Source organism: Azospirillum formosense, assembly GCF_040500525.1.
GTDB lineage: Bacteria > Pseudomonadota > Alphaproteobacteria > Azospirillales > Azospirillaceae > Azospirillum > Azospirillum formosense_A.
The window spans coordinates 145,783-171,307 of record NZ_CP159402.1; the positions used below are offsets into that span (position 1 = coordinate 145,783).

22 protein-coding genes and 1 tRNA gene are annotated in these 25,525 nt (G+C 63.6%); 12 read left to right on the forward strand and 11 right to left on the reverse strand.

Translation table 11 applies throughout. The features are described 5' to 3' along the window. The first annotated feature begins 355 nt into the window (after positions 1-355). The 5 genes from ABVN73_RS00695 to ABVN73_RS00715 all read left to right on the forward strand — a co-directional run bounded on the left by ABVN73_RS00695 (position 356) and on the right by ABVN73_RS00715 (position 4,499). Positions 356-1,015: an N-acetyltransferase gene (locus tag ABVN73_RS00695; protein WP_353858486.1), complete on the forward strand. Its 660-nt coding sequence runs from the start codon at positions 356-358 to the stop codon at positions 1,013-1,015. A gap of 35 nt (positions 1,016-1,050) precedes the next feature. Then, positions 1,051-1,124: transfer RNA gene (locus ABVN73_RS00700), tRNA-Gly, on the forward strand. A 216-nt stretch (positions 1,125-1,340) separates the two neighbouring features. Continuing rightward, positions 1,341-2,540, forward strand: a complete 1,200-nt coding sequence (locus ABVN73_RS00705; RefSeq protein WP_353858487.1) for a tyrosine-type recombinase/integrase — start codon at positions 1,341-1,343, stop codon at positions 2,538-2,540. Between the two features lie 30 nt (positions 2,541-2,570). Beyond that, positions 2,571-3,128 (forward strand): hypothetical protein, encoded by a 558-nt coding sequence (locus ABVN73_RS00710; protein WP_353858488.1) that lies wholly within the window; start codon positions 2,571-2,573, stop codon positions 3,126-3,128. A gap of 357 nt (positions 3,129-3,485) precedes the next feature. Beyond that, entirely contained in the window at positions 3,486-4,499 is a 1,014-nt protein-coding gene (locus ABVN73_RS00715; protein ID WP_353859489.1) for a replication protein RepA, read from the forward strand. A gap of 280 nt (positions 4,500-4,779) precedes the next feature. On the opposite strand, the gene ABVN73_RS00720 is transcribed toward ABVN73_RS00715, so the two are convergent. Both ABVN73_RS00720 and ABVN73_RS00725 read right to left on the reverse strand, forming a co-directional pair. Beyond that, positions 4,780-5,532 (reverse strand): hypothetical protein, encoded by a 753-nt coding sequence (locus ABVN73_RS00720; RefSeq protein WP_353858489.1) that lies wholly within the window; start codon positions 5,530-5,532, stop codon positions 4,780-4,782. Between the two features lie 11 nt (positions 5,533-5,543). Further along, a complete protein-coding gene (locus ABVN73_RS00725) occupies positions 5,544-5,888 on the reverse strand; it encodes a hypothetical protein (RefSeq protein WP_353858490.1) in 345 nt (114 codons plus the stop codon). A gap of 303 nt (positions 5,889-6,191) precedes the next feature. Between ABVN73_RS00725 and ABVN73_RS00730 the strand changes: the two genes are divergently transcribed. Continuing rightward, on the forward strand, positions 6,192-6,551 hold the full coding sequence (locus tag ABVN73_RS00730; RefSeq protein ID WP_353858491.1) for a conjugal transfer protein TraJ: 360 nt from the start codon (positions 6,192-6,194) through the stop codon (positions 6,549-6,551). Between the two features lie 306 nt (positions 6,552-6,857). Here the strand turns inward: ABVN73_RS00730 and drt3b are convergent, their stop codons facing one another. The 3 genes from drt3b to ABVN73_RS00745 all read right to left on the reverse strand — a co-directional run bounded on the left by drt3b (position 6,858) and on the right by ABVN73_RS00745 (position 10,805). After that, complete coding sequence (gene drt3b, locus ABVN73_RS00735; protein WP_353858492.1) at positions 6,858-8,819, reverse strand: antiviral reverse transcriptase Drt3b; 1,962 nt, start codon at positions 8,817-8,819, stop codon at positions 6,858-6,860. Next, positions 8,812-10,059 carry an antiviral reverse transcriptase Drt3a gene (drt3a, locus tag ABVN73_RS00740; protein WP_353858493.1) on the reverse strand — a complete coding sequence of 416 codons (1,248 nt, stop codon included), beginning with the start codon at positions 10,057-10,059 and terminating at the stop codon, positions 8,812-8,814. Before drt3a ends, drt3b begins: the two co-directional genes overlap by 8 nt. A gap of 518 nt (positions 10,060-10,577) precedes the next feature. After that, entirely contained in the window at positions 10,578-10,805 is a 228-nt protein-coding gene (locus ABVN73_RS00745; protein WP_353858494.1) for a YMGG-like glycine zipper-containing protein, read from the reverse strand. A 494-nt stretch (positions 10,806-11,299) separates the two neighbouring features. Between ABVN73_RS00745 and ABVN73_RS00750 the strand changes: the two genes are divergently transcribed. Beyond that, positions 11,300-11,614, forward strand: a complete 315-nt coding sequence (locus ABVN73_RS00750) for a hypothetical protein (protein WP_353858495.1) — start codon at positions 11,300-11,302, stop codon at positions 11,612-11,614. A 78-nt stretch (positions 11,615-11,692) separates the two neighbouring features. Here the strand turns inward: ABVN73_RS00750 and ABVN73_RS00755 are convergent, their stop codons facing one another. The 3 genes from ABVN73_RS00755 to ABVN73_RS00765 all read right to left on the reverse strand — a co-directional run bounded on the left by ABVN73_RS00755 (position 11,693) and on the right by ABVN73_RS00765 (position 14,416). Continuing rightward, positions 11,693-12,481, reverse strand: coding sequence for an ABC transporter ATP-binding protein (locus tag ABVN73_RS00755; RefSeq protein ID WP_353858496.1), 789 nt, complete (start codon positions 12,479-12,481; stop codon positions 11,693-11,695). Between the two features lie 9 nt (positions 12,482-12,490). Further along, on the reverse strand, positions 12,491-13,279 hold the full coding sequence (locus ABVN73_RS00760; protein ID WP_353858497.1) for an ABC transporter permease: 789 nt from the start codon (positions 13,277-13,279) through the stop codon (positions 12,491-12,493). A 204-nt stretch (positions 13,280-13,483) separates the two neighbouring features. After that, complete coding sequence (locus ABVN73_RS00765) at positions 13,484-14,416, reverse strand: ABC transporter substrate-binding protein (protein ID WP_353858498.1); 933 nt, start codon at positions 14,414-14,416, stop codon at positions 13,484-13,486. 297 nt (positions 14,417-14,713) lie between these two features. Between ABVN73_RS00765 and ABVN73_RS00770 the strand changes: the two genes are divergently transcribed. Further along, on the forward strand, positions 14,714-14,944 hold the full coding sequence (locus ABVN73_RS00770) for a hypothetical protein (RefSeq protein ID WP_353858499.1): 231 nt from the start codon (positions 14,714-14,716) through the stop codon (positions 14,942-14,944). Between the two features lie 25 nt (positions 14,945-14,969). Here the strand turns inward: ABVN73_RS00770 and ABVN73_RS00775 are convergent, their stop codons facing one another. Together ABVN73_RS00775 and ABVN73_RS00780 are read right to left on the reverse strand one after the other, a co-directional pair. Beyond that, positions 14,970-17,939, reverse strand: a complete 2,970-nt coding sequence (locus ABVN73_RS00775; RefSeq protein ID WP_353858500.1) for a PAS domain-containing protein — start codon at positions 17,937-17,939, stop codon at positions 14,970-14,972. Between the two features lie 363 nt (positions 17,940-18,302). Continuing rightward, the gene (locus ABVN73_RS00780; protein ID WP_353858501.1) at positions 18,303-18,812 is read right to left on the reverse strand and encodes a hypothetical protein; all 510 of its coding nucleotides are present in this window, start codon (positions 18,810-18,812) and stop codon (positions 18,303-18,305) included. 285 nt (positions 18,813-19,097) lie between these two features. Here ABVN73_RS00780 and ABVN73_RS00785 point away from each other — a divergent pair, with 285 nt between their 5' ends. The 4 genes from ABVN73_RS00785 to ABVN73_RS00800 all read left to right on the forward strand — a co-directional run bounded on the left by ABVN73_RS00785 (position 19,098) and on the right by ABVN73_RS00800 (position 25,021). Then, a complete protein-coding gene (locus ABVN73_RS00785; RefSeq protein ID WP_353858502.1) occupies positions 19,098-20,774 on the forward strand; it encodes an ATP-binding protein in 1,677 nt (558 codons plus the stop codon). Positions 20,775-20,842: 68 nt separating this feature from the next. After that, a complete protein-coding gene (locus tag ABVN73_RS00790; RefSeq protein WP_353858503.1) occupies positions 20,843-21,841 on the forward strand; it encodes an amidoligase family protein in 999 nt (332 codons plus the stop codon). A 9-nt stretch (positions 21,842-21,850) separates the two neighbouring features. Then, positions 21,851-22,564: a type 1 glutamine amidotransferase gene (locus ABVN73_RS00795; protein WP_353858504.1), complete on the forward strand. Its 714-nt coding sequence runs from the start codon at positions 21,851-21,853 to the stop codon at positions 22,562-22,564. Positions 22,565-22,690: 126 nt separating this feature from the next. Next, complete coding sequence (locus ABVN73_RS00800; protein ID WP_353858505.1) at positions 22,691-25,021, forward strand: ATP-binding protein; 2,331 nt, start codon at positions 22,691-22,693, stop codon at positions 25,019-25,021. Positions 25,022-25,078: 57 nt separating this feature from the next. Here the strand turns inward: ABVN73_RS00800 and ABVN73_RS00805 are convergent, their stop codons facing one another. Beyond that, a complete protein-coding gene (locus tag ABVN73_RS00805) occupies positions 25,079-25,501 on the reverse strand; it encodes a hypothetical protein (RefSeq protein ID WP_145682462.1) in 423 nt (140 codons plus the stop codon). Positions 25,502-25,525 lie beyond the last annotated feature (24 nt).

Genomic DNA, 25,525 nt, shown 5'->3' on the forward strand with positions numbered 1-25,525 from the left:
GGGACACCCCCTCCGGATGGCCGGAAGCGATGGGACGGGCCCCCGGCGATGCATGCAGGACACACCGGGAAGCCATGCGCAACGGGCCGGTTCCGGCCCTTTCACGATCGCTTGAACCCCCTGTCCGCTGGTGTTATATGCGAGGTCCCTGCAACGGCCGAAGAGCCTTGCCCATGTCTCGTCCGCACAGCATCAGCATCCGACGACGACGCCACGCCGCGCTGCGCGCGGTTGCGGCCGTCCTTGGGTCGCGTGCGGACGCTTCGGGTCTCCGCCGGCACTGATCCGGCGCTCCCCCGGCGCGGCGGCGCGGTCCGCCTCCGACCACAGTTCTTTTGCCGGGAAGCCCCTTGACATGATGATCTCCCTGGAAGAGCCGCGGCACGACGCGGCGATCGAAGCCCTGCTCGACCGGTCCTTCGGCCCGGATCGTTTCAAGAAGACCGCCTACAAGCTGCGGGAGGGCGTCGCCCCGATCCCGGAACTCGGCTTCGTCGCCATCGAGCATGACGAGTTGGGCAACGAGATCCTGGAGGGCACGATCCGCTACTGGCCGGTGACCATCGGCGGCACCGTGCCGGCGCTCCTGCTCGGCCCGATCGCCGTGTCGGACCGGCTGCAGGGCGGTGGGCTCGGCAGCAAGCTGATCCGGATGAGCCTGAACAAGGCGGCGGCGCTGGGCCACCGGGCGGTGATCCTGGTCGGCGACGCGCCCTACTACGCGCGGTTCGGCTTCACGCGGGAGCTGACGCTGGACATGGCCCTGCCGGGTCCGGTGGACCTCGACCGCTTCCTGGGACTGGAACTGGTCCCCGGCGCCCTGGCCGGCGCCGCCGGCATGGTGACCGTCCCGGCAACGGACGAGGGCTATGGCGTGCCCGCGAACGAGGACGTGCGGCCGGCGGCCGGCGGCACCGCCTTGTTTCCGCGGCTGATCTCGCCGCTGGTGTCGGTTTTCGCCTCTTCCCCGCGGGAACTTACCGAATCCCGCTTGTGGCATGCTCGAACCGCTTGAAAGCGGCGAAAGCGTCGCCTATAAACATGCGGCGCGCGGGTGTAGCTCAATGGTAGAGCAGAAGCTTCCCAAGCTTACGACGAGGGTTCGATTCCCTTCACCCGCTCCAACACCTTCCCTAAGAAATCAACAAGTTAGCGCCAAACCGGGATGCCCGGTGGTGCTTCGTTGTGCCTGATTCTGCCCCATGCTAGCTTACATCGGTGCTTACACAGGGCGTGTAAGCGGGCTGTAAGCCGATGGCAGGCGAATCAACGCCCCCACGCAAAAAGCCCGCCCAGCGGCCTTGTAAGTGCCTCTCGTGTAAGCAGGGGGGTGACTAGCCATGGCCCGCGTCCGCCTTACCAAGACCCTCGTGGACGAGCTACAGCCGCCCGAGAAGGGGCAAGCCTTCGTCTGGGACAGCGAGGTGCCCGGCTTCGCCGTCCGTGCCACGGCCAGCGGTGCGAAAGCCTGGATCGTTCAGATGCGGGTGCGCGGCGGCAAGGAACGCCGGATGACCATCGGGTTCTGCAACAAGGTGCCGCTCGACAAAGCGCGCCAGGAGGCCCGGAAGGTTCTCGCCACCGCCGACCTTGGCCGCGATCCCGCCCAGGAGCGCAAGGAAGCGCGCGAGGTCAAGCCGGACCTGAACCCGACACTGACCGAGTTCGCGACTCGTTGGCTGGAGGAGGTTGCCGGACGGCGCAACCGCGCGGGCACCCTGAAGAACCGCCGTCTGCTGCTGAAGAACCACATTCTGCCGGTCCTTGGCGAAAAGCGCATTACGGACATCCGCCGCAAGGACATCGAGGACATGCACCACGGGATTTCCAAGCGCTTCCCCGTGGCCGCGAATCGGGCGGTGTCGCTGTGCTCCGCCATCTTCTCCACCGCCGAGCGCTGGGGAATGCTGACCGAGAACCCCGCCAACAAGATCGAGCGCAACGCCGAGGAAGGGCGCGAGCGGTATCTGACGCCAGAGGAGATCGCTCGCCTACAGACCGCTCTGGACCAGAGCCAGGCGCAGGACTCCGCCGATGTGGTCCGCTTGCTGCTGCTGACCGGCGCGCGGGTTGGCGAGGTGCTGGCGATGCAATGGGAGCATGTCGACCTGACTGTCGGCCTGTGGGTGAAACCGGCCGCCACGACGAAGCAGAAGCGTATCCACCGCGTCCCCCTCTCGCCCGCCGCCGTCGAGGTTCTGGCGAAGCGTCAGAGCGCCCAGAAGGCGAAGCAGCGCAAGGGCGAGCTGCCGCCGTGGGTCTTCTCCGGCGACGGCGCCAACGGTCACATGACGACCATCCGCACCTTCTGGGCGGCGGTCTGCCGCCGCGCCGGCATCGAAGGAGTTCGGGTGCATGACGTGCGCCACACCTTCGCCAGCTTGCTCGTGTCGTCGGGGGAGAGCCTGCCCGTGGTTGGGGCATTGCTGGAGCACACCCAGGCCAAGACGACCAGCCGTTATGCTCATCTTCAGGATGATGCATTGAGAATTGCCACGAACCGTGTTGCGGGAATTACCGTATCTCTTCAGAAACAATAATCCTGAAAATTGTGATAGTCGGGAGGGAATATGGAGCGGGGACTTCCTTATGAAGACTTCCTTTGTAATAATCTTGGATCAATAATTGCTAATACAATAAATATTGGAAAGGGTTTAGGTGAAGAAGAAGGGATGGAGTACGTTCACGATTTTATAGATATGTTTATTAATGGAGCAGTGGTTGCGTATGGGCGTCCTCGTGATGGCGATTTGCACAGCCAAATAACAAGGGAATTTTGGATTTACTTTAAGGCGCATGCCAAGATGAGAGATTTTTCATTTGATATCCGTGATGACCATTGGGGTGTTGTAGGCCCTACGTTTGGAAAGTGTTTTGTGGATGTCATTGTTAAGGAAACTAAAGAGATGACGGCACTTCCTCGTAAGGGACGGGCTCCGAAATCTGGATGGAAGATTGTTGCAGCTATTGCATGCAGAGTAATAGGAAAAGAAAGCTATCCAGAAACCCAGGCAAAAATGATAGAAAAAATCGACGAAGAAATAAATAAACTTGGAATTAATCTCGACTACAGCCATGAAACCATAAAAGATTTCGTGTCTACTATATATAAATTTAAGCCAAGATAATTAGGTGAGGTTGGGGAAAGCCATTTTTCCCCTTTCTTACCCTACTTACGTCGACAAGTACGCATCCGTGGGAAAAATGAGGGCCTCTTGACCGCTGAGAGGCACCTCGATGAGCAAACGTTCCATTCTACGCAAGTCTGCGGCAAACCCCCTCGAGAGGCTTTGCACGCCGGAGGAGGCGGGTGAAACTTTTGGAATTGCACCGCAGACGCTGGCCCATTGGCGCGTCCGTGGATGCGGTCCCCGCTATCTCACCCTGTCGGCGCGTTGCGTTCGATATCGGGTTTCAGACATACAGGAGTGGCTTGATAGCCGAACAAAGGAGTCGACAGCGGAAAACGATAAATCGTGACCGCCATGAAATTTCCCAGCGCGGCGGGTCAAGTTGCCTTTCGTCCAAACCATTTGATCGAACAACAAAGTGGTAATTCGCACTCTCAACGGGTATCGCAAGAAACACCGATTGAGAATATTAATGACGTGGGAAAACATCTAAAATCACGCAAGCCGATTGTGGAGCGAATTACCAATGCGGGAGCCGAAATTCGATCGTCAAAACCAAGTTCCATAAACTTTCTGCATTCAGTGTTGTGTCAAGTTGGATTGCCTCGTAGCTGCACCAAGGATGATAGCTTCGAGCGAACAAACGGAAATGTATCATTGTTATTGAGGGCAGGTTCGCTTTGGACAGGACGCGGGTGGGAAAAACAACCGCTTCCTTATGGGGCTATGCCCAGGCTGGTGCTGATTCACCTGTGTTCTGAGGCGGTCCGAACAAACTCACCGGTTATGCAACTCGGCGACAGCATACGCAGTTTTCTGCTGACGATCGGTGTTGATACCGGAGGACACGAATACAAGCGCTTCCAGGCACAGATGAAGGCTCTGGCGGCCTGCGAAATGCGGCTGGGCATCGGACAGACCACGGTACAAGCTCAGCCTATCGAACGTTTCGAGGCATGGCTACATGAGACAGGGAAGCAGGGAACGCTATGGCCGGGCACGTTAGAGCTTTCACTGCGCTTCTACGACACGTTGCGTCAATTCGCAGTTCCTTTGGACCCGCGCGCCCTGGGCGCCTTGCGGCACTCGGCGTTGGCCTTGGACACCTACACATGGTTGGCTCACCGGCTGCACCGTGTTCGGGCAGCAGCCGGCGCCAAGGTATCGTGGGCGAACCTTCGCGACCAGTTCGGACAGGAGTACAGCGACAAGAAGAACTTCAAGCGTGAAATGTGGAAAGCGTTGATAATGGCTATGGCGGTCTATCCCGAGGCCAGGGTCGAGCCCGTTGAGGGCGGCATACTTTTGCGACAGTCGCCCCCACCCATCGCGAAGGAGGCGTTCCCCGTCAAAACCCTTTGGTCGTGATGGTTCGGGACATCACCACCCCCTCGCAGGTGTGCGTATCGCGCGGGAAACTGCAAGGTTATCCACGGGACATTACCACCCCTTCGTTCGGGACTATGCCACCCCCGGCATTCGAGTCGGATACGGGAGATCACCACCCCATAATACCGGTAATATTATTCCTCTAAATTTCTTACCGGTGGTTGGATGCTCACCATCGGGGGATAATGCGCGGCGACCATGCTCCGCGGCGCGACCCCCGCGCTGACCGCGGAGGTCATGGACCACAGCCTCACCCATCCTACTCCATGGACAGTCCGGTAGGCAGAATGGCATCAAGCTGCCGATACAGCTCGTTGCGCATCAACGTCAGCCGTTGACGCGTCATGATCCGAGTGTCGGCGTCGGCAATAACCTCCGCAAAGGTCCTTCGCTTCTCCAACATCTGGCGTAAATCTGTGCCAAAGGTCGCGGGATCTTTGTTCGGGATTTGAACGAGGCCGGCGTATCGGTGAAGGTTGCTGGTATAAACCTTCATCTCTTTGAACGAGTGTCTGTCAGGGGCGATGATCGGGCCGAAAAATTCATTCAGCCACACGACGATTGGAACGCCGGGCGGCAGCGAGTGAATGGTCCGGCCCAAGCCCTCCAGCGTCTCAAGTTGGGCCGAGCCGCCCGCGACAACGGAGTGAACCATCACGTTCCACCCCTGGCTTTCCAACGGGCGCACGATTGAGCCATCGGCGAGACGATTGGCCAACGGGATGAACAGCGCTGGACCGATGTCGATCACCACGTCGCCGCAGTGGCCAAGCGCGGCGTCGATCATCTGGTTCACATCGGAAAGGTTCACGGTGCCGTCGGGCAGCATGTCGAGCGTCTGGGCGCGAAAGCGCCGATAGGTCGAGAAGGCGCTGTTCACCGGATCGGCGTCGAAGGCCAGCAGCCGACCGTCGTTTTTGTGGCTGTCCTGAATGTATTGGGCGAGAACGGTGGCGACCAGGGTCTTTCCCACGCCGCCTTTGCCCTGAAGCACGATATGGACGAACGCCATGTTTGCACCTTTCAGTAAAGATCGCTGGAGGTCGGCTTGCTGATCCGGAGAAAGCCCTGCGGCGTCGGTTCGGAACCATGGGATGCCCGTTGCGGCGCGGGGATCGACGAGGGCGGCGGGGTGGCGGGAGCTGCGGCGCTGGACACCTCGGCCAGGGCGACGAAGCGCGGCAGTGATTTCTCGACGAGGTAGCGCTTCACGTAAAACTGGAACTGGCGAAGGCCGATGGGCACCTCGGCCGCGAACTGACGGTGGACCGAAGACACCGACCAGCCCTTGACCAGCTCCGCCCAGATCGCTTCCCGTCGCGCCAGAAACGCCACCCGTCCCGCTGTCGCCTGTCGTCGTGACATCATCAGCCTTCCCGTCTGTGTATGCGAAGCTCTTAGTCATTACATAAATGAGAAATGCAGTGTTGAAAAAAATTTTGCACCAACGCGAAGTGAATCGCGGTGTTTAGTGCTGTATGGCATAATAAAGAACCAAGTGGCATAACGCGTCGATATTTGTATTCGCTGCGCGGTGTTTTTCATTTGCGTTGTAAGGCAGGATGGGTGATGTACCGGTACACTGGTCCATCACGTCCTTATTCGCCTGCGGCTCAACGGACACCTCCTCTGCGAGGCCGGCAGGCTCCGCCTGCATGAAAGGGATACGTCATGAAGAGATCGCTAAAGGGCGACGGCACCCGTCGAACAACATCGCCCATCAACGTCTGGTGCTTGCCGGCCGAACGCGCGGAGATCGAGGCGAACGCCAAGACCGCCGGGCTGTCCCTATCGGCCTATCTGAGGGAGGTGGCGCTCGGGACCCAGCCCAGGAACGTCGTCGACTACCAGCAAGTGGACGTGCTGGCACGGACCCACGCCGACATCAATCGACTCGGGGGCCTTCTCAAGATGTGGCTGACCAACGAAGAGAGGGGAGGCCATCGAGAGGTGTCCGAGCTGCTCGGGCAAATCGCCGAAGCAAGCCGTGCGCTCACCGATACGGCGAAAAAGATCCTGCGGTCCCCGTAGGGCCTCTCGGCGCCGCGGACGGAGAGCCCTCCCGGCCGCAGGGGCATTTTGTGTCGGACGACATGAAAAACTGATCCAAACGCCTTCCCGGTGCAGCTGAAGCCCAGGTGTCGGAAAATCGTACAGCGATAGTGGAGGAAGTTTGGAGACCGCGCTCACGCCTATGTGTGTGCGGTAAACGCCCCGTCCCGTCGTCTTCGCCGAATGCGATCGCACTCGGGTACCATCCGCAGGCGGTAAGCCGATCCGCTGCAAGAGCAGAACGGTCGGCGGTATTGCACAGTCTCCAGAGAAGGTGGTACCACTTTAGTAGACGGCGGACAACTCTTTTTTTTGAATGAGGTTAAGAAGATCGACATGGTCCCACTGCACGAACCAAGGGCGTCCTTCTATCTCTGAAACGATTGCGTCGCGCTCTGCGGCTGGAATTGCCGCTAGACCACATTGTTGGCGCAACATATCCAAAATGGTCCCTCTAAGGGACTGCGGTAAAAACGGACATGAGATCACATCCAGAGCGAGGTGTGCCTGCTGGGAATGTAAATTGGAGTCTTTTTCACTTACAAGTTCCTTGACCCTTATAGCGATCTTACTCCTTATGTCGTCATACTGATGCAAATCTCTTATATAGTAAAGACATGAGACGAGTGAGAAGTAATCAGAATTCTCTATGCAGAACACCTCGTTTGCTAAAAATGCAGATTCCATGCTATGAACATTTGAGAGCTCCCTTGATGCTACCACAATATTTAGAAGTTCTACCGGTATCCAACGTGTTGTTGATATCTCATCACCTCGGGCGACACCACGAATAGCTTGAATGCACCATTTATGAATTAGTAGCTCAACCTCCTCCAGGTGTTCAGGAAGCTTCTCTCTGAAAAATCGCACACCGATTATTACGCCACGAGCGACTTTGAAGGACGACGCCACAGTAGGATGCACAGTATATAGGAAGAATACTATTTCTATGTACGTCAAAAACAAAGATACATATAGTTTACTTTCAATTTCGTTTTTTGATTTAACTTTGGCATAGTCTTCGCTTAGAACTTCAATTCGCTTAACAATGCTTGATATTTTATAGTTTACGATTGAGTCATAACCGACGCCAGCATCTGCACATATAGCCTTCACAGATGAGATGAAGGATCTGACCAATGCCGGACGATTTCCAATTTTTTTCGGTGCTAGAAGCTTGTCTCCAGTCTCCTCTATAGTGCTTTCGAACATAATTTTAAGCGTTTCTTTAGCTCTATGGATAATAAAAGACTTCTTTGTGATAAAGGGCCGACCATATCTGTCGAGTTTGCCTTCGTTGATGTGGAGATTGTATTCTGAAAGAGAGTCAGAGATGATTTTGAAGATGATCCCGGCTGTTTTTTCGTCCTTTGAAAACAATATGTAATCATCAACATACCTACGGCATTCAAAGTCCTTGCCGACCCAAAACCCTGCCGTTTTGGCTCTTTCTACAACTAGCTTGTCTACATCTTGTAGTATAATCTCAGCAAATATACGACTCACCTCTGGGCCGATACAAATTCCGTTCGTTTCATTGATGTTCATCTTCTGCATGAGTTTGTCGAACTCGTTGCCAAACGTAATGGCGGAAACATTGCTCTTTGAGTGGTCTGAATTTTTTACAGCCCAGGCTATAGTGTGTGTGTATATGCTAGAAAAGCACTTTGATACGTCGATAAGCCACATGGAGGCAAACTTTTTCTCCAGCCTCATAAAATCGTTCGAATCGAAAAATTGATAGATCCGCTGGTATCCTGCATATGCGAAGTATGAAGATGGATTCCGCAAAAATTTTTCTTTAGGAGCCAAATCTATAAGGGAAGATTTGTACTTGTTTTGGTCAGAAGAAGAGCCTTTGTATGAGTACGATCCTCCAATTTTTACAGGTCGCCGGATAGAGAATGTTCCGTTACTGCAAAAGTAGCTGATGACTGACGAATATTCTTTATAAAACTTTACCACGTTGTATTGAGATGAAGGGTGAGGCAAGCTAAGCTGACGCATGGAAATTGCGTCTTTCGTAATTTTATATCGGTAGGGCGTAGTGTACTTTCTGTCATTTTCGACGATGAGCGTGCGGACCAGTTCGCTCAAGCCGGCCGATGCCTTGGCGATGTGCCTTAGATTATCGTAGAAACCATCATTTGACACTATGATAGGCACTTCATAGGGAGCGGTGTCTGACAGAACCGCACGAACAATGTCTGATTTACGAAGATTTCCCTTCACATATTTCTTACGCATAGTTCCAGCACCTCACTAGGTCTTGCATTCTTTCGCCGCTAAAATGGTAGTATATATTGTTTGAGAAGCCTCTGCTGAATGTAAGTGAGAGGAGATTGTCCCTTTGCTCCCTGGATATAGAGGAGTATAACTTGCCAAGTTTTCCATTTCTATTGAGAACGATACGCCTCCAAAATGCATCGAGATCGGAAATGGCGACGGAGCTAGATATATTTATCATGCTGTAGCTGTACCTCAAGCCAAGTTTCCGAACTATGCTCTTCTCGTAATCGTACATCTTGTATGAGCCAGTGATAAACTTCATCCTGTCTTCTAGATCTTTGAAACTGTTATCTTTTAAGAACTTCAGAACAGACAATGCTATTCTGGACTTTATCTTCTTTACCTTGTAGCCGGCTATATCAACGTCCACCTTTCTTGCAATTCTGTTGGCGCTATCCTTCTGTCTCTCAAATATTTTAAAACAGTATCCAAGAAATTCGACTCTGCCAACCATGTTCGGGGTAGCAGATTTTTTAATTGGTGGGTTTTGTGCTTCTGTTATTCTTGTCTTGCTCTGGTTTAGATTAAGTCCCTTGGGTAAGTACCGCTTTATGCATTTAACAAAGTCCTTTCGCGTTTCTTTACGATCAGTGATAATGACGATATCATCTACAAATCTGGCATAGAAAAAAATACCCTTCCCCGACCGAACATTGCGATCAAAGGTCCGCATAACGTATTCAGAAAGCGTAGCGCTTAATGGCACGCCTCTTGGAAGTCCTGGAATGCCCTGGCTTTCAAGGGAAGCGAAAAAGATTTTTATTGCAAGCAATGAATCCCTTGGAAATCCAACGTCAGAAGTGAGCTCAGCAAGCAGATCGTCCCTGTTGATAGACTCGTAGAAGCTTTTTATGTCAAACCTATACACCCGATAATCCACGCCCTCGGCTAGGAATGATCGAAGGCAATTTACAATGTTCTCTCTATTAGCTTGCTTTACTCGGGTAATCCTCCTTAGATTGTTGTTTAACTTTCGTATAACAAGAGTGTGGCAAAATTCACTTGCTTGGAATACCTTCTTCCCGCGTCTTTCATGCGATGAAAATGATATGGTTCCAGTGCTATTCTTGGCAAAATCGACAGCCGTCGCGACGGCTTGATCCAAAACACTTTTGTTTCTTATTGCCGTATTGGTTTCAAAATCGGAAGTACGCACTTCCTTTCTGATCGACCGTACGTCAAATGCCATGGTTGCCATAGCTCTCCCTCTTGGCAAATCCGACGGGTGGTGTGTCTCAGTGAACTTCTGGCAGTTGTACATCCATTCAAATATGATGGCAACTTAGGATGCATATGCCTTCAGCTACCGAAAAAAGTTCTGCCGTATAGCGGTAAGGTGTCATCGCGTGCGCCAAACGCCTCATTTGATCGCATTTTCGCGATAGGTGATTGCGCATATTCACGTCGCGGCCGATCTGAGAGGCGGCGACGGTAGATACCGGCGCTTCGACCGTTCCGTTAGCTACTGCCCTGCGACACTTACACAAGAGCTTACAACGCCCACTTGGATTCATTATGTGCGATAAAATTCAATGTATTAGAGGAGCGTATTGCGAGCTTCCCAAGCTTACGACGAGGGTTCGATTCCCTTCACCCGCTCCAACAACTCCTTTAAAAAATCAGAGGTCTGCCGAAGCCTGAACGTTCCAGGCGCGCGGGCTTGCGGGGTGGCCGCGGACGTTGTCCGGCGGCCCAATCCCCGTTGTAGACCGGCGCTTACCGGCGCTTGCCGTTGTTGGACGTCAGCGCGCCGACCGCCGCACCCGCCGCGCCGCCGATCACGCCGCCCATCACGGCGCTGCCCCCCGTCAGGGCGCCGACCGCAGCACCACCCGCGGCGCCGATGGCGCCCCCCGACAGCGTGCGCTGTTCGCGGTGGCTGAGGTTCGAGCAGCCCGTCAGAACAAGGCCACCAACCACGATCACTGCCAGTTTCTTTATCATGATCCTACCCGTTTTCTTCCCTGCATTCCTGGGTGCCGCCGGCCTCGAAAGCCAGCGGTCAAGCCTGCGCTTGTCTCGCATGCTTACGGAACGAACACACTTTTGCGTGTGACTATTCCGGGGCAGAAAGCCATCGCCACCATCCCTAAGAGAGTGGGCTTTGCCCGTTACCCTGCCTCGAAATAGGGATTCGCGAACGCTGTGCAAAGCCGGGAGGGCCGTGCTTGGCGAATGGCCGACAACGGTGGAATTAAACTGGTTATTGCTTATTTACCATTTTTCCGCGTCGAAACGTTGCACGCGTTCGGGCTCGTTTCCTCTTTACTTCATTCGGGGCGCGTGGAACGTTCAGTGTCCTAACAACCTGCGCGACATCAAAGGCGCAGGCTCATCGGAAACGTCCCAGGATGCCCACCATGCTGCATCTTCCCAGACCGCAGGCGCTTACCGCTCTCCCGGCGAGCCGCCCGAGTGACCGGCGCGAACGGCACCCGTTGCAGCCGGTCAGCGCCCATCCCTGCGCGCCGGCCTTCGAGCGCTCGGATGCGGCGATCCATCCCGCGGTTCCGGCAACCGTCCCGGCGGCGGCCCAGCCCCTGTCTCCGGGTGGTCCAGGCGTCAGCAGGGAAGCGCTGGCCCGTGTCATCCATTTGGCGACCACCGGCGTGTGGGTCCTGAAGCGCCATGGCCGGATGCTCGACATCGACGGACGGCTGCACTGGAACTGCCCGCGCACGCTCGCGTCGGACGCCGAGCGCGCCGGCGTCGTCCTGTCCGATCTGGTCGTGAACACCGGGCGCCAGCTCTGATCCGGTGGTTAAAAAAAGAAGGAGCGGCGCCCGAAAGCGCCGCTCCTTCGCGTTGTCGGGTCTGGAGGGGAGCGCCGGTCAGCGCTCCATGGTCACGGCCTTGATGGTCTCGACGCGGATCTCCTCGGTCAGCCGCTCCTTGTAGGCGGCGAACTCCGGGGTGGTCTTGACCTTGTAGGAGCGGGGGTGCGGCAGATCGATGGCGATGTCGCACTTGATGCGGCCCGGCCGCGCCGACATCACCACCACGCGGCTGGCCATGAAGATGGCCTCGTCGATGTCGTGGGTGACGAACATCACCGTCTTGCGGTCGGCCTCCCAGATGCCCAGGAGCAGTTCCTGCATCAACTCGCGCGTCTGGTGGTCCAGCGCCCCGAAGGGCTCGTCGAGCAGCAGCATCTTCGGGTCGTTGGCCAGCGCGCGGGCCAGCGCCGTGCGCTGCTGCATGCCGCCGGACAGTTGGGCGGGGTGGTGGTTTTCGAAGCCCTTCAGCCCGACCTGGGCCAGGAAGCGGTCGGCGATCGCCAACTGCTCCGCCCGCGGCAGGCCGCGTTCGCGCAGGCCGAAGCAGACGTTGTCGCGCACGGTCAGCCAGGGGAACAGCGTGTAGGACTGGAACACCATGCCGCGGTCCGGGCCGGGGCCGGACACCGCCTTGCCCTCCAGAAGCACCTCGCCGGTGGTTGGGGTTTCCAGACCGGCGACGATGCGCAGCAGCGTGGACTTGCCGCAGCCCGACGGCCCCAGGATGGTGATGAAGTCGTTGTCGGCGACCTCCAGGCTCGTCGGCATCAGCGCGCGGGTGGGCGCCGTGTTGTTGCGGCCGGGGAAGGTCTTCTCGACGTTGCGGATGGACAGCTTGCTCATGGCCGGCGCTTATCGTCCTTTGGCCCACGGGAAGAGGCGGGCGTTGAGCGCCCGGAACAGCAGGTCGGTGATCAGGCCGATCACGCCGATGACGAAGATGCCGAAGATCATCTGCCCGGTGTCGAGGAAGCGCTGGGCGTCGATGATCATGTGGCCGATGCCGCGCGACGCGCCGACCAGTTCCGCCACGATCACGTAGGTCCAGGCCCAGCCGAGCACGAGGCGCAGCGCCTCGAAGATCTGCGGCGAGGCCGCGGGCAGCAGGACTCGCAGCACCACGCCGTCGCGCTTGGCGCCCAGCGTGTAGGCGGCCTCGACCAGATCGGTGCGGATGCCCGACACGATGACCGTCACCATGATGACGAGCTGGAAGACCGAGCCGATGAAGATGACCAGGACCTTCTGCAACTCGCCCACACCCGCCCACAGGATCAGCAGCGGGATGAAGGCCGAGGCCGGCAGGTAGCGGGCGAAGGACACGAAGGCCTCGAAGAAGGCCTCCACCGGCTTGAAGGCCCCCATCAGGATGCCCAGCGGCACCGCCAGGGCGGCGGCCATGGCGAAGCCGGCGAAGACGCGCCAGACGGTGACGGCGATGTCCTCGGCGAAGCCGAACTCCCGGAACAGCGCGATGCCCGCCGTCAGCGTGTCGCCGGGCGAGGCCAGGAACAGAGGCTTCACGAAGCCGCCGTAGGTGGCGATGCCCCAGCCCAGGAAGAACAGCACGAAGCAGGAGATGCCCAGCACCGTGCGCAGCGCCGGAGCGACCGGCTTCAGCGGAGTGAAGAGGGGGGACATGGGATTGGTGGACCGTTGTCGATGTATTGGAGGCGCTTGCCCCACCCCGGCCCCCCCGCTGTCGCAGGGGAGGGGGCCAGATTCCCTCCCCTGCGCAGCTCTCGCACGAACCAAAGGTTTGTGCTGACGCGGCAGGCGGACCTTCGGTCCGCCGTGAGCGGGGGAGGGTTAGGGAGGGGGCAACGGCAGCAGAAACGTACCGTCTTACTTCACGAAGGACGCGTCGGTCATGCTGTCCAGGCTCGGCGGCGCCTTGCGGATCAGCTTGGCCTCCAGCATCACGTCCTGGACCTCCTTGATGAAGGTCGGCATGGTCTTGGTCAGGTACTCGACGTTGCCCGCCTTGTCGTACCAGCGCACGAACTTGGCGGAGTCGGCGAACTGCTCCGGCGTCTGGTTGACGTCGCGGCCCATGATCTCGAAGGCCTTCTTCTCGTCCTTCTTGATCTCGTCCAGCGCCTCGAACCAGCTGTCGACGAAGGCCTTCACGACCTTCGGGTTCTTCTGGATGTAGTCGGGCTGGAAGGCCAGCGTGTCGATGATGACGCCCGGCGTCTGGTCGGACGTGACGATGATCTTGCCCTTGGCCTCGCGCACCTTGGACAGGTAGGGCTCGTAGGTCACGGCGGCGTCGAACTGGCCGGCGACGAAGGCGTTGGCGGCGTCCGACGGCTGGAGGTTGACGGTCTGCACGTCGCCGATCGACAGGCCGTTCTTCTTCAGCACATAGGCCAGCCAGAACTGCGGCACGCCGCCATACTGCACCGCCACCTGCTTGCCCTTCAGGTCGGCGAGGCTGTTGACCGCGTCGCGCACGACGATGCCGTCGCCGCCGTGCGAGCTGTCGAGCACCAGCACCTGCGTCACGTCCACGCCGGAGGAGGCGTAGAGGAGGTGCGTGTCCACCGTGGTGGTGATCGCCTGCACCTCGCCCGCCGCCATCGCCTGGTGGCGGTTGGAGGTCGGCATCTTCTTGATCTCGACCTCGATGCCGTTCTTCTTGAAGATGCCGCTTTCCTTGGCCAGCGTGATCGGCGCGAAGCCGGTCCAGCCGCTCATCGCCACGGTCACCTTGGTCTGCGCCGAGGCCGAAACCGCGCACAGCCCGGCGACGGCCGCCGCCAGGGCTCCCGCCATCCACGACGTCTTCCTCATGATCCCCCGCTCCCGGTTCTGAAGGTGTCTTTTGATCGCGCCGGGCGGCGGCCCGCCGCCCACGCATCCGTGTGCCGCATTGTGCACGCCCGCGGGGCAGGTGGGAAGGGACGGGCGGCCGCGACCGCGCAAGACTGACCTTCGTTGGAAGGGGCGGGGGAAGCTCTTGCAACCAAAGGCTTATTGGGATGCTTGCGTGCCCAATCCATATACCAACTGAACAAACCGCGACGGGTGTATGCCGTTCTTTTGGGCACCACAGAGGGGAGGCCGGACAGGATGCGCTCCATGGACCCGATGAACCCGCCGATGAACGCGATGGACCGCCAGCGCACGCTGGACTATTTCGAACGACTCGGCCGGGACAAGGTGCGGCTGTACAGCGCCATCGACTGCGACCGCTACCTGGGCGGCTGGCAGGTGCGCGAACTGGCCGACCAGTGGCTGGCCGAGAAGGCCGAGGAGGAGCGCCCGGTGCCGTTGTGGCGGCGGATCGTGCGGCGGCGCTGACGCCGCCGCACGCGCTTCCGCCGTATCACGCCGCCCCGGCGCTGGCCATCATCTTGCGCAGGTCGTTGGGGAAGACCGGCTTGTGCAGGATGCTGAAACCGTTGCGGCGGGCCTCGTCCAGCCGCTCCGGGGCGGTGTCGCCGGTCAGGATGATGCCCGGCACGTCCTTGCCGACCAGACCCTGCACCGCGGCCAGAGCCTCCGGCCCGGTCCGCCCCTGCTGGAGCTGATAGTCGGCCAGCACGATCTGCGGACGCCGACCGTCGGCGCGCAGCCGCTCCAGCGCCTGGTCGCCCGACCGCGCGGTCAGCACGCTGTAGCCCCAGCCCTCCAGCATCGCCTTCAGGCCGAGCAGAATGATCGCCTCGTCGTCGATGACCAGCACCATCCCCTTGGTCGCGCAGTCGTTGGCGGCCTGCCGGAAGAGGTCCATGGCGGGCGGCGGGACGGCGGCGCGGGGCCTCTCCACGACGACGCGCGGCATCTCCACCGAGAAGACGGAGCCGATGCCCTCCTTCGAGCGCACGCGCACGCGGTGGTCGAGCAGCTTCGACAGGCGCTTGACGATGGCGAGGCCGAGGCCCAGCCCGCGGTCGCCGTTGCCCTGGATCTGGGTGAACTCCTCGAAGATGTCCTCCAGCCGGTCGGCGGGGATGCCGACGCCGCTGTCCCACACCTCGACGCGCAGACGGTCGGGGCCGCTGCGGCGGCAGCCGATCAGGATGCGGCCCTGGCGGGTGTAGCGCAGCGCGTTCTCGATCAGGTTGCGCAGGATGCGCTCCAGATGCGACGGGTCGGTGCTCACCCAGGCCCGCGTCGGGACGGCGCGCAGCTCAAGCCCCTTCTGGGCGGCGCGCGGCGCGTATTCGGCGACCAGACGGCCCAGCACCTGGCCCAACCGGACCTCCGCCGGGTTGGCGGCGATCTTGCCGGATTCCAGCCGCGACATGTCGAGCAGCCCGTCCAGCAGGCCCTTCAGCGTGTCCAGCGCCTGACGCATGTTGTCGAGCAGCGGCAGGCTGGGATGGCCCTGCAGGCGGTCGCCCAGCGCGGCGGCGAAGAGGTAGAGCGACTGCACGGGCTGGCGCAGGTCGTGGCTGGCGACGGCCAGGAACTTGGACTTGCCGGCGGCGGCGTGCTCCGCCGCCTCCCGCGCCCGGCGCAGGTCGGCCTCGGCCTGCTTGCGGCCGGTCACGTCGACGGCGGCGCAGGTGATGCCGGCCAGCGCGCCGTCCGGGCCGCGCAGCGGGTCGATGGTCATGTCGTAGAAATGGTCCTGCCCGGCGTGGCGGATGCGGACCTCCTCGCGCGCGCCCTCGCCGGTCTCCAGCGCGCGGCGCTTGATGGCGGTCAGGGCCTCGGCGTCGGCGGCGTCCTCGAACACCTCCAGATCGGTCTTGCCGATCACCCGATCCGCTGTGTAGCCGAGGGCCGGGTTGTGCATCCAGGTGTAGCGCAGGGCGCAGTCCTGGTTGAACACCACGACGCCGGAGTTGCGCAGCGCCGTGCGGAAGCGCTCGTTGGCGACGCGCAGCGCCTCCTCGGTGGACTTGCGCTCGGTGATGTCGATGCCCGAGACGATCAGGTGGGTGATCCGCCCGTCGGGGCCGCGCATCGGGGTGACCCGCATCTCCATGATCGCCGCGTGGTCGCCGGCGATGCGCACCGGCGCGTCGAAGCGCGCGGAGTCGCCGTGGGCGGCGCGCTCCACCGCGGTGCGCAGGCGGTCGCCCGCGGCCCCGGCGAAGGCGCGCCGGCAGGCCTCGTGGAAGGGATGCCCGACGATCTGCTCGACCGGCAGGCCGGACGCCTGGACGGCGGTCTGGTTGACCTGCAGCACGTCGCCGCCCGGGCTCAGCACGCCGACGAAGGTCGGCAGGGCGTCCAGCACGGCGCGCAGATGCTCCTCCGAGCCGCGCAGCGCGCGCTCGCGGGCCTCCAGGGTTTCGGCCATGGCGTCGAAGGCGCGGCCGAGCTGGCCGATCTCCGACTTGCGGTCGACCAGACCGGCCCGCGCGCTGGAGTTGCCGGCGCTCCACCCCTGGGTGGCGCGGATCAGCGCCTCGACCGGGCGGCGGATGAACAGGGTGCCGCCGATCCAAGCGGCCAGGATGGCCACCAGCAGACCGGTCAGCGTCATCAGCAGGCCCTGACGGGTGGCGCGGTCGATGGTGCCGGCCACGGCGGTGTGGTCGAGCCCGACGCTGATGAAGAGATCGCGCGCGCCCTGGCGGGACGGCGAATAGGCCAGCACCCGTGCCACCCCGTCCATCCCCGGCAGGGTGGTGATTCCGCCGCGGTTCTCGTTCAGCAGGTCCAGATAGGGCCGCGGCACGCGCTCGCCGCGCTGGGCGATGCCGTTGGGCAGCTTGACCAGGATGGTGCCGTTGCGGTCGGTGACCAGCAGGCTGGCGTTCTCGGGCAGGGGGCGCGCGGCGAAGTTGGTGGCCAGCCAGGGCAGGTCGAGGCCGAGCGTCACCACCCCGGCGATCGCGCCGGTCTCGTCGCGGAAGGGGACCGCGAAGGGCAGCATGGCGGTGCCGGGCTCGGCCGCCGGGCCGGGGGTCGTCCATTCGCCGACGACGAAGCGGCCCTCCTCCAGCGCGCGGCGGACATAGGGACGCTGGGCGTTGGCGCCGGAGGCGGCCGGCGCGCGGTCGGGCGTGGCGCTGCACAGGAGATTGCCGTCGCGGTCGAGGACGGACAGGTTGCGGTATTCGGGAGCGCGCTGGGCGAGACGGATCAGATGGGCCTGGCACTGGGCGTAGTCGCCGGCGCGCAGGGTGGCCGATTCCGCGATGGAGGTGACCATCAGGCGCGCGCCGTCGACGATCCGGGCCTGCTCCCCCTCGACCAGATGCAGCAGCCGCTCGGCCTGGGCGGCGACTTCCTCGGCACGCTCCGCACGGAACTGGAACACGCTGTAGGCCTGGATGCCCAGGGCCGGCAGGACGGCCAGAAGCACCAGCAGAAAAAGGCGGGCCAGCAAGGTCATCGTGTCACAGGCTCCCATCGGGCGGGAAAGCAGCCGGAACCAAAAGTCCGCTATCGTTTCGCCTGTGTTCCGAATAACCTTTGCATGGTTAAATCGCAGTTAATGAGCGGGATTTATTTTCCTGAAGACCGGCAACCTGTAGGATCTCTGATGGAAATAAAGAGGTAGGCAGGGCGGTGACGGCGAAGATTTACTTCTGGATTTCTCCTAAAATTTTTGAATTTTCAGTATCGAAGGAGGTAATCATCACCTCTTTTGACGGTTGATTGTTGACGGCGGGCGATCCGGGCGATCCGGCCCCGGGCGCCGCGCCCCATCGCCGTGGGGAACGGGCGCCCAGGTCCGGCGAATCGGGACGGCGAATCAGGCCAGCAGGTCGACGCCCTGCGAGCCGCGCGGCGCCAGGGACGAAAAGGTCTTCTGCGCCCCCGTCAGGTCGCCCGACTGCAGCGACTGCGACAGGCTGCCCATGGCGTCCTTCATCGCGTCCGGCGGACCACCGGCACCGCCCGGCGGCGGGCCGGGAGGCGGGCCGTCCGCGCCGCCCACGCCGCCGGGGCCGCCCTGTCCACCGGCTCCCTTCGGGCCGTTCGCCGCGAAGGCCTGCTGGACCTTTGAGACGTCGCCGGACTGCAGGGCCTCGCCCACGACGCTCAGCATCTTGGTGAGGGGGGAGTCGGCGTCGGACGCCGAACCGCTCCGGCTTTGCAGCTTGGACAGGGAATCGTAGGCGTCCTGGATCGATTTCAGGTCGCCGGCTGTGACGGCGTCCTTCAACTGGTGCACGCCGTCGCGGATCTCCTTGCCCGGTCCGGCGGGCCGCGGCTGGGCGATGCCGGACGCGGCCGATGACGTCACGCTCGATATGGACATGGCGGTCTCCTTCGTCCCGCGCCGTCCTCCGCCGTGCGGACGGAGTTCGGCTTGTACGGGTCGGGTTGCGGATGCCGGATTGGACGCGCCCCGGCGGCGACTCCTGCGCGGTGTGCGGGAAATATTTCTCCACAACCCTTTCGGGAGAAGATAGCTTGGGTCGATGGACCCGTTCGCCACAACCCATGGTAAATGCGGGTGCGTGGCCCTTCCGAACCGGATCACCCGCTTCCCGCGGAGGGGGAGCGTGCTACAGTGCAGGCCCCGCCGTTCCGGAAGACCCGTTTGCCGTCGAAGACCCACCACCGCCCGCTGGTCCTTCTCGTGCTGGCCGCGCTGCTGCCGCTGGTTGTCCTGTCCGCAGGTCTGGGCGGCGCGTGGCTGCGGGGGCAGCAGAGCGCGATGGAGGCCAACGCCGTCGCGCTGGTGGACCGGCTGTCGGCGCTGGTGGACCGCGAACTGTCCGCGCAGATGGACGCGCTGAAGGCGGTGGCGGCGTCGCCCCTGCTGGACGCTCTGGCCGCAGGCCACGAACTCGACGCCGTCACCTTCTTCGAATACGCCGAGCGGGTGCAGAGCGCGCTTCCCCTGTGGACGACGATCGTCCTCAGCGACCTCGAGGGGAACCGGCTGGTCGACGCCCCCTTGCTGGTGGGCGGCGTCCGGGGCAGGGTGCTTGACATGGACAGCCACCGGCGCGTGGTGGAGACGGGCAAGCCGGCGGTCGGCACGATCCTGCGCGGCCCGCGCGGCGGTTACGCCTTCCCCATCCGCGTTCCGGTGACGCGCAACGGCGCGCCGGTCGCCGTCCTGTCGGCGGTGGTGATGCCGGAGGGATTCCAGACCCTGCTGTTCGGCAACAGCCTGCCGCCGGGCTGGATTGCCGCGGTCGTCGACGCCGAGGGACGTCTGGTGGCGCGCGCCGGCAGAGAGCCGGACATGATCGGGCGCCAGGCCAGCGAAAACGCGCTCCGTGCTCGCCGCGCCGCCGCCAGCGGCGTCTATGACGGAATCAGCCTGGAGGGCGCGCCGACGGTGGTCGCCTTCCGCACGCTGCCCGATTACGGGTGGTCGGTTCACTTCGCCATCCCGCAGGACGCCTATCGGGCGCCGGTCTCCAACGCGGTGTGGCTGGCCGGGGTGGGGGCGTTGGCCAGCCTGGTGATGGCCGGCGCCTTCCTGTGGCTCCTCAGCCGCGAATTGCGGCTGCGCCGCCGCCAGGAGGCGGCACGGGAGGAAAGCCTGCGGCTGGAGGCCCTGGGCCGCATGACCGGCGGCGTCGCCCACGACATCGCCAATCTGCTGACCGTGGTGATGAGCGGCATCGCCGCCATCCGCAGCCGCCCCGACGATCCGGCGCGCATCGCCCGCGTGCTGCCCGAGATCGAGGGGGCGGTGGGGCGCGGGCAGGCGCTGATGCGGCAGATGGCCGCCTTCGGCCGGCGCAGCGTCTACGAGCCGGTGCCCTTCCGCCTGCAGGACCGCAAGGCGTCGCTGGAGGCCCTGCTGGCGCGCTCCGCCGGCAGCGCGGTGGACACCGCCCTGATCGTTCCGGACGATCTCTGGCCCATCCTGGCCGATCCGGACGCCATGGAGGTGGCGCTGCTCAATCTGGCGGTGAACGCCCGCGACGCCATGCCGGAGGGCGGCACGCTGACCGTGCTGGCGGAGAACCGCGGCCTGCCGGGGCGGCGGGGCGACGACACCGGGCTGAGCGGCGCCTTCGTGGCGCTGGCCGTCCGCGACACCGGAACCGGCATCCCGCCGGAGCATCTGCGCCGGATCTTCGAACCCTTCTTCACCACCAAGCCGGACGGCAAGGGAACCGGTCTGGGGCTGAGCCAGGTCTTCGGCTTCGCCCGTCAGTCGGGCGGGACGGTCACGGTGACCAGCACGGTCGGGGCCGGCACCACCGTGACGCTCTATCTTCCGCGGGCGCCGGCGGGCGGCTCCCCCGGCTGAGCCGGTCGGGGACACCGGATGCGGACGCGCGGGAACCGCCGTGGCGCGCGCCGTGTTGAACGGGCGCCATGGACACCGCATTCCGCACGCCCCCCCATTCCACCACGACGGACGGCGCCCCGCGCACCGTCGGCGTGGAGGTCGAGTTCGCCAACCTCGATGCCCCTTCCGCGGCGGCGGTGGTGCACCGCCTGTACGGCGGTGCGCTGGAACCGGAGGACCCGCACCGCTGCCGGGTGACCGGCACGCGGCTGGGCGACTTCGCGGTGGAGCTGGACATGCGCTCCGCCCATCCCGGCAAGGGCGAGTCCGGGGAGTCCGGGGCGCTGGGCAAGGCGGTCGGCAAGGCGGTGGACGGCGTGGTGGAGGCGCTGCGGCCCTTGTGGGGCAACATCGGCAGCCTCGTCATGCCCTTCGAGATCGCCGCCCCGCCCATCCCCATCGCCCGGCTGGCCGAGCTGGAGCCGCTGTTTTCCGCCTTGAGCGACCAGGGCGCCGCCGGCACGGACGCCAGCCCGCTGTTCGCCTTCGGCCTGCACCTGAACCCGCAGGTGGCGCGCACCGACGGGGAGTATGTGCTCGACCATCTGAAGGCTTTCCTGCTGCTGGCGCCCTGGCTGCGCCGCGAGATCCGCGTGGACCCGACACGGCGCCTGACCGGCTTCATCGCCGCCTTTCCCGCGGACTACGCGGTGAAGGTCGTCGATCCCGCCTACCGCCCCGACCTCGACGGGCTGATCGGCGATTATCTGGAGGCCAACCCGACCCGCAACCGCGAGCTGGACCTGTTCCCGCTGTTTGCCCATCTCGCCCCGGAGACGATGGCGGCCAAGCTGGCCGACCCGCATGTGCGGCCCCGCCCGACCTTCCATTACCGCCTGCCCAACGCCCGGCTGGGCGACCCGGACTGGAGCCTGGCCCAGGACTGGAACCGCTGGGTGGCGGTGGAGGAGCTGGCGGCCGACCGCGACCGGCTCGACGCCCTGGGGGCGGACTTCCGCGCCTTCGCCGCGCGCAAGGCGCTGGACGACTGGGCCGCCGAGGCGGGCCGGCGGCTCGCCGTCTGAGGGGGCGACATGGCCGCCTTCATCGCGAGGGGACGCCCTCTGATCGGAGTCACCGCGTCGGTACACGGCAGCCGCATCGCCTGGTGGGCGAACCGTCTGGCGCTGCGCCGCGCCGGGGCGCGGGCGGTGCGCATCACGGCGCGCGACCCCTTTCCCATCGAGCGGCTCGACGGTCTGGTGGTCGGCGGGGGCGACGACATCGACGCCGCCCTCTACGGCGAGACCGCCCGCCCGAAGATGCGCATCGACCCGGAGCGCGACCGGCTGGAGCTGCGCGCTCTCGACGGCGCGGCGGCGCGGCGGCTGCCCGTGCTCGGCATCTGCCGGGGCTCGCAGATGATCAACGTGCACCGCGGCGGCTCGCTGCTCACCGACATCCACGAGGTCTACGAGGAAGCGCCGCGGCTGCGCACCGTCCTGCCGCGCAAGCGCATCCGCATCGATCCGCGCAGCCATCTCTACCGCATCCTGGGCATCGCCGAATGCCGGGTGAACGCGCTGCACCATCAGGCGGTGGACCGGCTGGGCGACGGCCTGCGCGTGGTGGCGCGCGAGACGCTGGGGATCGTCCAGGGAATCGAGGCGGTCCATCACCCTTTCCTGATCGGGGTGCAGTGGCATCCCGAGTATCTGGTCGCCGACCCGCGCCAGCAGGCGCTGTTCCACACGCTGGCCGCCACCGCCGCCGGAACCGCCAGCCTGGAGGACGCCGCCGCCTTGTGATCGCTCCTTAAATGGGTGATCGCTCCTTAACTGTTCGTTGTGCCACCATTTCCCTCGCGCGCGGAAGCGGCTATCCTAACGATCGGGCCTGGCGATCGGGCCGCCGCAACGGCGGAGGGGCAGCGGGTGACGGAGAGACAGGCGGGCCGGCGGCTTCGGCTGCACACGGTGACGATGCTCACCGCGCTGGCCACGGCGTTTCTGATGGCCGGGCTGACCCTCGGGGTGGGCGGCGCCTTCGTCCGGGTGCTCGACCTCGCGGAGGAGGCGGACCGCGCCATCGTTCCCCAGATCACCCGCCAGCACCAGTACGCCGTCTTCGCCGCCCGCATGGGCCAGCTCGCCGAAGCGGTCCTGCGCTCCCGCTCGCCGGAGGAGCGCGCCGGCGCCCTGGCCGAGGTGGAGGGCGTGTCGCAACGCTTCGCGGCGGACGCGGCGGCCCCGGAACTGCTGCAGCGGCTCGAACAGGCCATCCAGGCGGTGCGCCGCACGGCGGAGCGGGCCGACGCCATCGACGCCCTGGCGGCCCGGGCCGTCGCCCTGCAGCGCAAGGGGGACGATGCGTTCCTGAGCCTGCTGCGCTCGGGCGCCCCGCTGACGGTGCAGGAGCCCTACCACCGCGCGCTGGAGGCGCTGGCCGCCGGGCAGGCCGCGACGGACACGGAGCAGCTCGCCGTCAAAGCCGCCCGCTTCCACGAGCACGCCGCCGCGGTGGTGAACGCCCTGATCCCGCTGGAGCCGGGAGAACAGGCGCCGCTGGCCCGCACGGCGCGCGACCTCGACGGGCTGGGCGCGCTGTTCACGCTGCGTCGGTCCATCCTGTCGGAAGCGGGACTGATGGGGCTGGAGACGGAGATCGCCCACGGCGTGCTGAACGACCTCAGCGGCAGCCTGACCGACGCCGCCGCGACCAACACGCGGCGCATCGCCGACACCCTGACCGATCAGGCGCGCAGCGGCCTGTGGATCGTTCTGGTGGGGCTGGGCGTCGCCTCGGCGGTGCAGACGCTGCTCTACGTGCTGCTGCGGGTCCATGTGGTCCGCCCGATCCGCCGCGCCTCGCAGGCGCTGGCCATGGTGCAGAAGGAGCGCCGCGCCGTCCGCCTGCCGCCCGCCCTCTTCGCGGAGCTTCAGGCGATCTCCACCAGCGTCGAGCGGTTCGGCACGGCCCTGGTGGAGACTCACGCCTACGCCGAGGCGCTGAAGGCGGGGGAGGAGCGGATGCGGGCGATCCTGGCGGCCTCGCCCTTTCCCATCGTGATCGCCCGGCGGTCGGACGACGCCGTCCTGTTCGCCAACCCGCAGGCCGAGGCGCTGTTCGGCACCGAGGGGTCGCGGTTGGCGCTGACGCGCAACGCGCGCTTCTTCATGCACCCGTCCGACGCCGCCCGGCTGTCCCGCCTGGTGGCCGAGCAGGGGTCGGCGAGCGACCTGGAGATGGAGATGCGCACCGCCGGGGGTCGGCCCTTCTGGGCGATGATTTCCGCGGTGGAGATCCACGACGTGGACGAGCCGGCCATCCTCATCGCCGTCAACGACATCACCCTGCGCAAGCGGTCGGAGGAGGAGACGGAGGCCGCCAAGCAGCGCGCCGAGGGCGCCCTAGCCGACCTGCGCGACACCCAGGCCAACCTGATCCAGGCGGAGAAGATGGCCTCGCTCGGCGGGATGGTGGCGGGGGTGGCGCACGAGGTGAACACGCCGGTGGGCATCGCCCTGACCGGCATCACCCATCTGGCCGACCAGACCCGCAAGCTGGTCCGCGGGGTCGAGGCCAACACGCTGCGCCGCGCCGACTTCACCGGCTATCTGACCACCGCGGGGGAGGCGTGCCGGCTGATCGAGAGCAACCTGAACCGCGCCGCCGAGCTGATCCAGAGCTTCAAGCAGACCGCCGTGGACCAGACCAGCGAGGAACGGCGCCGCGTCGATCTGGCCGCCTATCTGGACGACGTGCTGACCAGCCTGCGCCCGCGGCTGAAGCAGACTCCCCACCGGGTGGTGGTGGATTGTCCGGCCGGGCTGTGGGTGGACAGCTACCCCGGCGCGCTGTTCCAGGTGCTGACCAACCTGACGATGAACGCGGTGGTCCACGCCTATCCGGACGGGCGGGCCGGCACGCTGACCGTCGCCGTGACCCGCCCCAACCCGCAGGAGGTCGAGCTGCGCTTCGCCGACGACGGCTGCGGCATCCCCGCCGCGCATCTCGGGCGCGTCTTCGATCCCTTCTTCACGACGCGGCGCGGCGAGGGGGGGAGCGGGCTCGGCCTGCACATCGTCTACAACATCGTGACCACCCGCCTGCGCGGCAGCATCCGCGTGGACAGCCGCGACAATGGCCGGGAGGGTGGCCAGGGGAAGGGGGGCACCTGCTTCGTCCTGCGCTTCCCCGCCAAGGCTCCCTCCGCGGTGGATGGCGGCGAACCGGCTGCGATCCGGCCGGAACCCGCGGTCTGAAACGAAAAAGGCGCGCCGGAGACTCCGGCGCGCCCTTCGCTGCAAAGCTTGAAGGCCTTACTTGCTGCCGTCCGGGCCGCAGTTCGGGGTGCCCGGCGGGCAGTGGGTGCCGGTCGCGGTCTGGTTGTCGCGGGCCGGGTTGCTGCTGGTGGCGCTGCCCATGCCCGACGGTACCGTGGTCTGGCCCTGCCAGGTGCCGCCCGACGAACCGCTGCCCATGGTGCCGTTGCCCATGGTGCTGCCCGACGAACCGGGCATGGTGGTCCCCGGCATGGTGTTCATGGTGCCGGACGAGCCGGCGGTGCCCGGGGTGGTGACGCTGCCCGGAGTGGAGCCCGGGCCGGAGGTGCTCAGGCCGGTCGACGGCGAGGTCGTGGTGCTGGGAACGGTCGGGCTCACGGAGGTGCCGCCCGACTGGGCGACGGCGGAGCCGGCCATCAGCGCGAGGGCCGACGCGGCGGCGATCAAAAGGGTACGCATCCTCATCTCTCCATCTGGTGGCGG